The following is an 11608-nucleotide window of genomic DNA, read 5'->3' as shown; positions in this document are numbered from 1 at the left end:
CGGATACGAAAACTCCGGGGTTGAGCGAAGCACGGGAGAAACTGAAGTACTACAGTATGACGCCCGGTGAACGGTACGCCTACGACGAACATCTCAATGCCATTATGATACAGAATGATGTGTTGAGCACAGCCAAACTGGAAGGACTGACCGAAGGAAGAGCTGAAGGAAGAGCTGAAGGTAGAGCTGAAGGAAGAGCTGAAGGAAGAGCTGAAGGGATATTATCCACGGCACGGAACCTGAAAGCCATGGGGCTTTCCATGGAAGATATTTCTCGTGCCACCGGACTTTCCAAAGAAGATATCTTGAAATTATAGGTGTCTTGTTATCACAAACCGGAAAACCAATCATAACACAATGGTTTTCCGGTTTGCTGTAAGAATAAATTATCTATTCAAACTCATAATCCAATACGTGTAAATCATTATCCATTGAAGGACTGAAAATAACCCTTTTGTTTATTTTATCGTAAACCATATGGGACGCTATGATATCTAAGTTTATTTTCTTCATAGGATTTCCCTCATAGTCATAAACCTCTATGGAAGATGCTCCTGACAATCCGGATGTCTCCACGTCCCCCTGCGATAAAATGTAAAAGCATTTTTTTCCGCATACCACATCCGTATAATACCCTCCGTCTTTCATCCTTTCTTCTCCGTCGCCCTTCACGGCTAACTCCGGTATCACATGCCACCCATCGGACAAGGAGGCTATCATAAAACCATCCTGATAAAGGTAAGCAAATACGGCATGCCCAAACGCCACATCATACGAAAAATTATAAAGCATGGAATTACCACCTTTACTTTCATCAAAAAAAACAATCGAATCCGAACATGACAGATTCTCTATATCCGTAATCTCCCATACAATTTCTCGCGGACTATATGAAATATTTCCAAAAGTTGAATATGAGACAAACTTAGGGGAATTTAAAGGCATCTGCACGCCCATATTCTTTTTCTTTTGAATCACATACGAACTATCTATCTTCGTCACGTCATAGATTCCCCACCGAAAATTATCAATGACGGTATAAGCAGTATCCGTTATCGGTATCAGATGAGGAGAAATCCATTCGTTCTCCCCGTTTCCTTTACGGCCGAATTTTCCAGTAACTCGGAAATCATTTGTGTTGAACACATAATAAAACGGTTCACCGCCGTCGTTCTTACAAATGAGCATTGTATCCACGATGCACCACTCTTTTATATTCATAAATTCATCTACTACAACCGGATAGGTTTCCATTGAAATGACAGCACCAAACTCACGAGTATTATGTTTCTCTTCCCATCGTGGCGTACTCTTATCATTATTACACGACACCAATGCTGTAACAAACGATACATACAAAAGAACTTTTCTCATGATATTATCATAATTAGACTAGTAACAAATTTTTTCCACTATATCAAAATGTGGGGACGATGCTACTCCATCTTCCACATCGTCCCCACTGGAAAAGTATAAATGTAAGAGTTTCCCTACTTACATCCGCAAATATACGAGATTCGATTCGAAGTTCAAATAAAAATGTGAAAAAAGTAAGAAAAAAAGTTTGTATCCCTATTTTTATTTCAAATAATAAAAAAAGAGAACCGCCCCCAATCTTGTTTCTTGAAGTTTGGCCTCGCTGCCGTAATCATCACCATGAACAACCCCAACCAACGCTTCACCATACTGCCACTGGGGATAAAAACCAGGGACATCCCGCACAAGCTTTCCTTGAAGGTGGAATTGTCCGTCGGACAGGCTTTCCATGTGACAATAGACCTCATCTGAATATTCAAAAATACCCAACCAACGGTCGGAGGTCAAGAAATCATGAAACGTCCCGACCTTTCCCGCACTCAGGAAGTCTTCCGCCTCCCGACCTTGTTCGGGAGTCAGGCTACCATAGTCCGCACGATAAGCCAATACCGGAACCGTATCGCGCCAAACATAAATACCGTTGGAAAAGGGTGCTTTCAGGAAAACGTCCCCCTTCGGATTACGGATAAAAGGTTTGCCCACCGGCCAAATAGCCTGACTTAAATCAGCAGAAAGGAACTTACCCAATACTTTGCCCGATGTATCCGTATGAATAATCAATTCTTCACGGTCTCCGGGAGAGCTGTTACTAAGTAAGAATCCGTCATCTACAGGAATAATGTCATGCATCATAAAGTCCACAGGCGTACGGTGCAACAAATTCAGGTCTGCATCATAAGAGAGGATACATCTTCCGGAAAAATCCATCAAGTGCACCCGGCCGCCTCCTGAAGCAATAGCGTTTGGCATAATATACTCGTTATGCCCCCGTCCCACCGTCCGTATCTGCTTGCATAATCTCCCTGTACGCAGGTTGAAGGCCGACACGGCTTTCGAAGCGTCCAATATATAGACCATGGAATCCAGAAAACACAAATCTCCTATCGAAGCCATGGCCTTCCCATCCGTATACAACTCCACTGTATCTATACGTGCCAAAATATCCGACACTTTCAACTCATCTCCCTCGAAGGATTTGATTTCCACAACCCACGGTTCGTCTTTTCCTTTCTTTACACCATTTTCGTCTTTGCAGCCCCAACAAGTCCATATCACACCTGCCACGGCCATCCAAACCATTGTCTTCATTTCGTACCATTATTTTATTTCAACTATATATAATGTCCAATGCCACCGAAACTTCAAAACTTGAAACGATATACGTACAAAACTTCCCTTTCTTCGTCCGGCATCACGTAGGAATAATAATAGGGAGACACGTAACCGGCAACCCTCAACCCTTTGGGGACATCCACATCACCCACCAACACGCCGTCGCGGTAAATCTGTAGGCCGTCTACATCCGCTACATCACCTTTTTGGTAAGACCGGAAAAGCACACCGGTTTCGTCCACCCACTCCAACCAGTTATAAAACCCTCTGGAAGACATTTCTTCACGGGCATTCTCGTAGGTCTCTTTCTTCGTGGCAAATTCACGATATTCCTTATCCATCCCCGTACCTTCCACCCCAAAACAAGCCACCGGACGATAAGTCTCATCATAACAGTAAATCAAAGAATCCGCCTGATACGTTACAAAAAATTCGCCATTGTCCGCCACATCAAAACGAACCTTATTAAAAAGAGCTTTGGACAAAGGTCGCTCACGGTAACTGTCCGGATACCCTACCGCCAACAAACGACCGAATCCCCGTTTGTCCAAATCAACTTCGACAATATTGGCAGCCTGCCTCAAGTAGTTTTCCGTCTGGCCGAAATAATCGTTACCATTCCGAAGGGACAAGCACACGGAATAAAACACCCTATGTCCGTAAGCACGACAACACTCGCCGTCCGTATCTATATACGAATAAGGAGAAGGATATAATTCCTCCCAAGACTTCGTAAAGTCCGACCGGCGGTTATAATGGATACGAAAACGATCCTTGTAGATAAAATCAGCGTCGTAAGTGTAATAGTCGCCATTGGCATTGTTCATAAATAAAGAACCGTCGCTGAGAAAAGCATGCAAATCAGGCCGAATAATATCGGTCTCGTTTTTGGCATGGCCGACACCTAACTTCTTATCACGCAACTTCCCTGATGTTTCAAAACGATACAACTGACAAAGACGACGGTCGAGCACATACAGGTAATCTTCGTGCACACCGGAAAACAGCATGTAAGAAGAAGGAACGGAATCCAGATACAAAGTATCCACCGACAAATCCCGTATGCTTATCTCAACTTTAGAATCAGGAGCAAGAGAAAAGTTGACATTGTCTTTTGTACCACAGGCAAACAATACTCCCACGACAACATAAGGCATCCAAATAGGTCTCATCATTTCGTATGGAATTAAATTTAAAGTTATTGAATTCTAATATCACAAATATTTCGGGTCTCTCCCCCGACCGCAATATGGCAGTGAAAGAGAAACCCGAAAGTTTCAAGTCATCATCCGATGCCCAACACCGGACGTCCTTGCTGCAACCGGCGCAAGCGCAACAAGGCCTCATAATAATAGTAATCGGCATAGATGATGGAAGCGTCTATCTCGCTCCCGGCCGGATGGTGTCCCGTACTGTGAAGCAGGAAAGACACGCAACGTTCTCCGCTCTGGTAGTTCCGGCTCAGGGATGACAACATATTTTCTGCCGCCTTGCGATATTGCTGTCCTTTCCCGGCATCCACATAAACGCTCAGTTCCAACAAAGCGGAAGCCACCACACAGGCTGCCGAAGCATCCTTGGGTGCCGATGGCGACGGGTCGTCGAAGTCCCACAACGGTACCCAGTCGTCCGAGCGTTCGGGCAAACGTTTGAGGTACACATCCGTCACCTTTTGCGCAAAAGCCAGAAAACGAGGGTCACGGGTCTCACGATACACCATCGTGTAGCCGTAAATGGCCCAAGACTGTCCCCTCGCCCACATCGACCGGTCCGAATACCCCTGATGCGTGACACCTTTTATCAACTTACCGCTCACCGTGTCGTAGACCGCCACATGATAGCAAGAACCGTCCTTGCGGAAATGGTTGTTCATGGTCGTCTCGGCATGACGCACAGCGACGTCGTACAAGTTTTGTCCGCCACCGTTACGGGAAGCCCAGAAAAGCATCTCCAAGTTAATCATATTGTCCATGATGGTATTGTGCGGCCATCCTTGTTTTTCGACCTCACGCGGCCAACTCAGAATGGTACCTATCCGGGGGTTGAAGAGTTTGGCCAACTGATTGGCCGTGCCTACAATGACATCCCGATAGGATGCACAAGGCGCGATGCGCATCCCGTTGCCGAAACTGCAATACACCAGAAAGCCCAAATCATGGTCGTACGGGTCACGGTCGGCCAAATAAGCCAGTGAGGCCGTATAGTTCCGGGCCTGACGTCCGATGTAAGCCTCGCCCCCATATTCATAGTCATACCACAACACGCCCGGCCAAAAACCGCCGCACCATTCTTCGGGTGTAGCCGGACGACAATTCCACTCTGTCCGACCCTCCTTCAAGTCTTCCGCAAGAATGTTACGCGGCATCCGGGTATAATCCCATCCGCCGTCTTTCTTCAAACCTGCCAGTGCACGTGCCACCTGACGATGACAGTATTGCAAGTCTTTCTCTACATCGACCCGCTGTTGGGCCGCCACCAGACGGCAGCACAATTCCAACAGCAATACAAATCCTATTTTATAGTTTATCCGTTTCATTGTTATCATTCTAAAAATCCCTATCGTGTACTCTTCACGCCGTATGCGCAGAAAGTGAGATAGAATGCACAAATCAGCAGCACGCACACACCGGCTGTGATACCGGCCGCGTCCGTAGCCGCACCAATCAACGGGGTCACCGCACCGCCACCGGCCACCGCCGTAATCATCAGACCGGAAATCAGATTGGCTTTCTCCGGCATGCGCTGTACGGCCATGGAGTAGATGATGGAGAAAATGCAGGAGCAGAAGAATCCGATGCCGCCCACGCAAATCAGATTCACCGTGGCATCTTCATAGAAAGCCAACACCAGGATGGCGGCAATAGCGGCCAGAATATTGATACGGAAATACTTCATCTCGGAAATCTTGGTCATGAAGAACACGCCGAGGAACGCCCCCGCCGTACGGCAAATGAAGTACACTTGAGGAGCCACACCGGCATCCGATGTATCCCAACCGAAACGGGTTATCATGACTTTCGAACTGATGAAGTTCGTGGCCACGTCGATACCCACTACGAAGAAGATACCCAGAAAGAGCAACAGGATGGTACGGTCGGACAGCAAGCCCCACACCTTCCCCATCGTCACGCCGCTGTCTTCCCTTTTCTCATGGGGTATGGGCGTGAAGTAAAGCCAAAGGGCGGACACTAACGTAATGGCTCCGAGCACGGGGAAAGCCAGATACCAGTTGTCCTTGTCGCCACCGCCCAACATGTTCACGGCAAAAAGCATGATGAACGGGCCGCAGAACGAAGAAACAGCCTTAACAACTTGCCCGGCAGTCAGACTACTGGTTAACAGTTTCTGGTCGGTCACCACATTATTCAATAAAGGATTAAGCGACACTTGCAGGATGGTGTTGCCGATACCCAACAGGGCATATCCCGCAAGACATGCCCAATCAGTCCTCAACAACGGAATGAGCATGCCCACAAGCGTGACCGCCATACTGAGCATGACGGTATTCTTACGTCCCCATGCATTCATTTTGATACCCACCGGTATGCTAAAAAAAAGGAACCAGATGAAAACCATCGAAGGCACGAAACCGGCCATGGTATGGCTCCAACCGAACGCTTCGCGCGCATAATCCGACGAAATACCGACAATGTCACAAAAGCCCATCACAAAGAACCCGAACAGAACGGGAAGGACCGCAAGCATAGATGTTTGTTTTTTCATGTTGTTTTTATATTTTAAAATGAGTGTTTTTCCCGTTTACGGAGTAACCCGGAACCAGTCTACATCCATCCACCCCCGGTTGACCGCAGGTTCGGCATGCGGCTCCACGCATACGAAGCCCACCTTTGCGCCTATCCACTTGCCCTGACGGGCTTTGAACGGCTTGCCACAGGGAGTAAACGTCTGACCGTCGAGACTGTATGCAAAACGGCACATCCCTTCTCCGGCTACTTGTACCCGCAAATAGACCGAACGGCTGACCGTGGGTGAATAAATGATAGTTTGATGTTCGGACGGCTCGAAACCTGCCAATTTTTCCACAGATTCCTTCCCGCCTTGCTCTGCATCCTTACAAACCCGCTGAATGAGGATGAAACGGTCGCCCTCCCGACGCACGGTCAGTGCCGCATAATCCCATCCCATGACTATCAGGCCGCCTTCCTGACCGTCTTCCTTGCTCACCACCGTGACTTTTGTCGTGGCCGTAAAAGTCTCGGCGGGGAACTTCTGGAGCAACATATTGGATGCTTCCCACAAATTTATATACTTTTCGGATAACGGCCAAGAATATAAACGGATAAAACCGTACGGAGTGGTAAATCCGTACAAATCCTGATAATTGGAATGCCATTGCCACTGCAACCCAAGCTCCGTAGTGTCGAATTCGTCGCTTTCGGCCGGATTCACCCGGACGGAAGACGGCACGGACGGCTTGCGGTAGGTCAGTACGGGATTGCCGCAACCGTCACCGTCCTTATCCTCGCCCACCACCGGCCAGTCGTCTTTCCACGTCATGGGTTCGAGCCAAGCCACACGGCCGTAGCATCCTTTATCCTGGAAGTGCACGAACCAGTCTTCGCCGGATGCGGTCTGCACCCAACCGCCCTGATGGGGTCCGTTGACCGGAGTATCCCCTTGCTCCATGACGCGCCGCGCCTCGTACGGCCCGTACACGTTGCGGCTGCGGGCGGCCATCTGCCATCCCATTTGCACGCCACCGGCCGGAAACATCAGGTAATAGTAACCGTTGCGTTTATAAAACTTAGGTCCCTCGGCTGTGTGGTTCACATCATCATTTCCGTCATACACGATGCGGGAAGGGCCGACTACTTTCGTGCCCTCCGCATTCATTTCGGCCACACACAACACGGAATTGATTTGTGCACGGCTCCCAGCCCATGCGTAAGCCAGATAACACTTCCCGTCATCGTCCCACAACGGACAGGGGTCGATAATGCCTTTGGCAGCCTTGACCAACACCGGCTCAGACCATTCGCCGGCAGGGTCTTCCGCCTTGACCATATACACGCCGAAGTCCGGGTCGCCCCAATAGATATAGTACTCCCCTTCGTGGTAACGGATACTCGGTGCCCATACTCCCCTGCCATGCTGCACGGTAGCGTAAAAGTCCGTCGGGACCAACTCCTTCAGGGCATAGTTCACGACTTTCCAATTCACCAAATCCTTGGAATGGAGGATGGGTAGGCCGGGCACACAGGAGAAACTGGAGGCCGTCAGATAGAAATCATTCCCCACGGCACAGACATCGGGGTCGGAATAATCCGCATGAATCACCGGATTCTTGTACATGCCATTGCCCAAATCGGGCGACCATACTTCAGACAGGTATTCCTGAGTTTGTGCCGCTAGCGGGATTCCTCCGCAAAGGAGGCAACCACACATCGCCACCCGCAACATACCTCTTGATAAACTTTCTTTCACCATTGTATACTTTCTGTTTGATTCGATTTATAATCTTTCCTTTATTATATATACGAACGAAGAGCAGATTCTTCTTATTTAAGAATACAAAAAAACCTTGCAAAAAGCAAAATCAGCTCTTGGCAAGGTTCTTTTATGCTAACGGACAAGCCTTTAAATCTCAATCAGGCTGAACGAATAAGCCGGAAGTTCATAGTCGAATTCAGGTTTCACCTTGATGTCGCTCTCCTTCGGACGGGCATTGCGGTCGTCCCAGTTGCCGGTCAACACATGCAGGCGGGCATCCAAACTCTGCGCCTCGCCGAAACGGTCTTTCAGGCTCGACAAGTCCAGTTTCCCTTTCACGGGATGATTCAGGAGGTTCACCATTTTAATGTACACCTTTCCAGTTTTGGTATCGCGTACCGTGCTGACAGCCAGACGATCGCGTACTCCCCTACGGCCTTCGTTCACCGAAAGCGTGCTTTCGATATACTCGTCGCCGCAATAGTTGCCGCAAAGCTTCTGCACGTAGTAACCTACTGTGGGCTTCACCTCTTTGTTATTGAAATAAATCATGTCCGGATTCCAATTCACATGTCCATCCTTGGCCAACAAAGGAGCATACGAACTCATGGCCACCACATCACCGTTGCGCTCCATGCCGCAAATGTGCAAGGCTTCGCACAAGGCCGTCTCTATGTTGTTGGGACGGCCGGGAGCATGAGCCGCGTATTCGCCCAAATACACTTTGGAACCGTTACGGTCGTATTGGTCATAATAGTCCTGATGATAAATGAACCAACCGGGCGTCTGATAATAATGCTCGTCAATCATGTCTATCTTATGGTCTTTAGCCAAACGCCAACCGGTCTCGTAATCACTACCTTCCGACCACGGTCCTGACGTACCGCAAACGACGATGTCAGGATACTTCTCTTTCACGGCTTTGACAATCATCAGATAGCGTTCTTCAAACGTTTTGGAAATCAAATCTTCGTTGCCGATGCCGATATACTTCAGGTTAAACGGTGCCGGATGTCCTTGCTCGGCACGGACTTTGCCCCATTTCGTAGTCTTGGCATCCCCGTTGGCCCACTCAATCAGATCCAACACGTCTTGCACGTATGCCGGCATCTTGTCCATCGGGATACCTCCCTGCTGTCCATGCCCGCAGTCGCTCGAGTTCTGGCAACTCACACCGGCTGCCAACACCGGAAGCGGCTCGCACCCGATATCCTCGCAGAATTGGAAGTACTCATAATACCCCAAGCCTTTCGTCTGATGGTAGCCCCACAAGTTGCGTTGAGGTTTGCGGGCTTCCAACGGTCCAATCGTCTCCTTCCAATTATAAATGTTGTGCAAACCGTCTCCATGAGCCACACAGCCGCCAGGGAAGCGCATGAACTTCGGTTTCAAATCGGCCAACGCCTGAGCTAAATCGGCCCGCAAACCGTTCTTTCTCCCTTTGAACGTCTGTTGCGGGAAAAGCGAAATCATGTCCAAAGCCACCTTGCCCGTCCCCAAAGGTTCCACTTTAATGGACGCGTGGTCGGCATCGGCATCGGCTTTCAACACCGCAGTCATTTTCTTCCAATCCGACTTGGGTGCTTTAAGGATGGTCTGTGCCATCACCCGACCGTCCTGCACGAGGCTCACCCGTATCTTTCCGCCTTTTCCCTCCAACTGTTTGGCAAACACCGACAAATCGTATTTCTCACCTTCACGGACGGGAATACCGTCGAAACCGCCATTCAACAAAGCCACTTGGCCAGGCTGTTTCACGTCCACGACGGCATAATTCGGGTTGTTTTCATGGATAGGCTCGGATTTCCGTATCTCCCACGTCCCGCCGTTGCCTTCCAACGTCCAGGCAAAATCAGCTTTCCATGCCTTGTTTCCCCCCTTGACATCGGCTTGGGAATATTCAAAATCACGGTTCTGCACCAACTCGGCATACAAACCGCCGTCGGCAGCATAATTGATGTCCTCAAAAAAGATACCGATCAATTTATCACTGATTTTCTTCGTCTGGCCCGCATCTATCTTGATCGTGGCTTCAAGAGGTTTCAAGCCTTGGAAACGCACTTCATTGTCTCGCGCCAATTCTCCGTTGAGTGCTGCCCAATATGCTGCGCTTTCTACAGCCTGTACCATGCGCTCCACTCCGGCATACGACACCTTGAATACTTGTCCGTTCACCGGATGCCCGTCCACAAGTGCCTGCTTCGTTACCGAAGGATAAAGGGAAGCATCAACCTTGCGCGGCTTACTGAAATGATAAAAATCCTTGGACATGGTCTCGTACACCCCACCATCCTTGGTCTTGAACAACACCTTATAAGTAGCCGTTGCCGCATCGTAAGACAAAACCGGTGCAATACAGCTGTTCACCCCTTCCATATAAGGATAATCCTGCGGACGCCATTTCACCAAATCTTCACTATAAGCCACAGCAAACTGGTTGGCATAATCGTTCACCTGAAACACGCAACGCCATGTCCCGTCCGGCATCTGCATCAGGTTCGGATTGTACATTTTCTTCTCTGCCCCCCACGTTCCGAAATCGCTCTTGACGAAAGCATGGCCAGGGCCAATCCCCTTCCACACCTGCCGGTTCGCACTCCAAGCAAAATTCAACCCATTGCCCACATGCACATTATAGGCCATAAGGTACACCGAATCAGGGACTGCGGCTCCGACCGAAACGGATGCACACAATCCCCATCCTAACAAAGCCGCAGAAAGAGCCTTGTTCACAAAATGTTTTTTCATGTCAAATTAATATTGATAATTAGATAAAAATATATTGCCTAACCATTTAATCTTCTTCGGCTTTCAACCCTAACTGTTTAATCCGGATGTCTGTCGAAACGCCCCGGCTCTTCAGTTCCAACACGGCCGTACGTTCGGCTGTCGTCGTGTTCTGGTCTAATTGGTAATGCACGGTATATTTCCCGGAACGTCCGGAAGTGGGTGCCCCGTCAGCCAAACGCACCCACGCAGGCTCCCCTCCCTTGAAAGCCAACGTCCAGTCGTCACCATAAGTCTGGAACACCAAACTGTCACGCACCTGACGAGCCGTATCCTGCAACGTAAACTGGTAGTTTCTGCGCACCGGACGCTCGATATTCAAATAGTGATATTGCGTGTAGGCTGTCACCAACGTCTTGCCATCGGCATGGAAATAGATGTAATCCGTACGAATCGTATCTGTGTTGTTTACATCCAACTTCACATCAATCTTTTTCACCATATAATATCCTTGTGGTACAGTTCCAGCCATGGAATCTTCATTGACATGCATCCAGTTGGCCGGCACGGAAATAGACCAATCGAAAGTGGTGGCAAACCTCAAAGAATCAACGGTCTGGTCGGCATAAAGCACAGAGCCGTATCCGCTCGGATAAATGATTTGTGCAAAATTGTAAGAATTCTCCTTATTATCACAAGCCGCAAACAAAACAGCGGCCAAGGCTACTGAAAACCCAATTACTTTCTTCATGATATTTATTTCATTAAAATGACGAGCAAA

8 protein-coding genes and 1 pseudogene are annotated in these 11608 nt (G+C 48.7%); 1 reads left to right on the top strand and 8 read right to left on the bottom strand.

Features of this window, described 5'->3' with window-relative positions:
• A pseudogene (locus AC5RDV_RS10860) lies at positions 1-317 on the top strand (hypothetical protein); the annotation flags it as partial.
• A gap of 73 nt (positions 318-390) precedes the next feature.
• Here the strand turns inward: AC5RDV_RS10860 and AC5RDV_RS10855 are convergent.
• The 8 genes from AC5RDV_RS10855 to AC5RDV_RS10820 all read right to left on the bottom strand — a co-directional run bounded on the left by AC5RDV_RS10855 (position 391) and on the right by AC5RDV_RS10820 (position 11578).
• On the bottom strand, positions 391-1374 hold the full coding sequence (locus tag AC5RDV_RS10855) for a BF3164 family lipoprotein (RefSeq protein ID WP_282746803.1): 984 nt from the start codon (positions 1372-1374) through the stop codon (positions 391-393).
• A 204-nt stretch (positions 1375-1578) separates the two neighbouring features.
• On the bottom strand, positions 1579-2625 hold the full coding sequence (locus AC5RDV_RS10850; RefSeq protein WP_282746804.1) for a DUF4934 domain-containing protein: 1047 nt from the start codon (positions 2623-2625) through the stop codon (positions 1579-1581).
• 53 nt (positions 2626-2678) lie between these two features.
• Positions 2679-3824 carry a hypothetical protein gene (locus tag AC5RDV_RS10845; RefSeq protein ID WP_282746805.1) on the bottom strand — a complete coding sequence of 382 codons (1146 nt, stop codon included), beginning with the start codon at positions 3822-3824 and terminating at the stop codon, positions 2679-2681.
• A gap of 110 nt (positions 3825-3934) precedes the next feature.
• Complete coding sequence (locus tag AC5RDV_RS10840) at positions 3935-5185, bottom strand: glycoside hydrolase family 88 protein (RefSeq protein WP_282746806.1); 1251 nt, start codon at positions 5183-5185, stop codon at positions 3935-3937.
• A gap of 20 nt (positions 5186-5205) precedes the next feature.
• The gene (locus AC5RDV_RS10835; protein ID WP_282746808.1) at positions 5206-6372 is read right to left on the bottom strand and encodes an MFS transporter; all 1167 of its coding nucleotides are present in this window, start codon (positions 6370-6372) and stop codon (positions 5206-5208) included.
• 36 nt (positions 6373-6408) lie between these two features.
• Positions 6409-8070 carry a glycoside hydrolase family 43 protein gene (locus tag AC5RDV_RS10830; RefSeq protein WP_282746850.1) on the bottom strand — a complete coding sequence of 554 codons (1662 nt, stop codon included), beginning with the start codon at positions 8068-8070 and terminating at the stop codon, positions 6409-6411.
• A 177-nt stretch (positions 8071-8247) separates the two neighbouring features.
• Complete coding sequence (locus AC5RDV_RS10825; protein ID WP_282746809.1) at positions 8248-10848, bottom strand: alpha-L-arabinofuranosidase family protein; 2601 nt, start codon at positions 10846-10848, stop codon at positions 8248-8250.
• A gap of 46 nt (positions 10849-10894) precedes the next feature.
• Positions 10895-11578 carry a BACON domain-containing protein gene (locus AC5RDV_RS10820; RefSeq protein ID WP_232038345.1) on the bottom strand — a complete coding sequence of 228 codons (684 nt, stop codon included), beginning with the start codon at positions 11576-11578 and terminating at the stop codon, positions 10895-10897.
• Positions 11579-11608 lie beyond the last annotated feature (30 nt).

It is taken from the genome of Paraprevotella sp. (genome assembly GCF_986071375.1).
Note: the sequence above shows the minus strand (reverse complement) of the source record. Positions and strands in the feature narration are given on the sequence as shown.

Bases quoted from the DNA above. Each gene is read 5' to 3' on its own strand.
- AC5RDV_RS10855 (WP_282746803.1), bottom strand. From the start codon at position 1,374: ATGAGAAAAGTTCTTTTGTATGTATCGTTTGTTACAGCATTGGTGTCG.
- AC5RDV_RS10850 (WP_282746804.1), bottom strand. From the start codon at position 2,625: ATGAAGACAATGGTTTGGATGGCCGTGGCAGGTGTGATATGGACTTGT.
- AC5RDV_RS10845 (WP_282746805.1), bottom strand. From the start codon at position 3,824: ATGATGAGACCTATTTGGATGCCTTATGTTGTCGTGGGAGTATTGTTT.
- AC5RDV_RS10840 (WP_282746806.1), bottom strand. From the start codon at position 5,185: ATGAAACGGATAAACTATAAAATAGGATTTGTATTGCTGTTGGAATTG.
- AC5RDV_RS10835 (WP_282746808.1), bottom strand. From the start codon at position 6,372: ATGAAAAAACAAACATCTATGCTTGCGGTCCTTCCCGTTCTGTTCGGG.
- AC5RDV_RS10830 (WP_282746850.1), bottom strand. From the start codon at position 8,070: ATGTTGCGGGTGGCGATGTGTGGTTGCCTCCTTTGCGGAGGAATCCCG.
- AC5RDV_RS10825 (WP_282746809.1), bottom strand. From the start codon at position 10,848: ATGAAAAAACATTTTGTGAACAAGGCTCTTTCTGCGGCTTTGTTAGGA.
- AC5RDV_RS10820 (WP_232038345.1), bottom strand. From the start codon at position 11,578: ATGAAGAAAGTAATTGGGTTTTCAGTAGCCTTGGCCGCTGTTTTGTTT.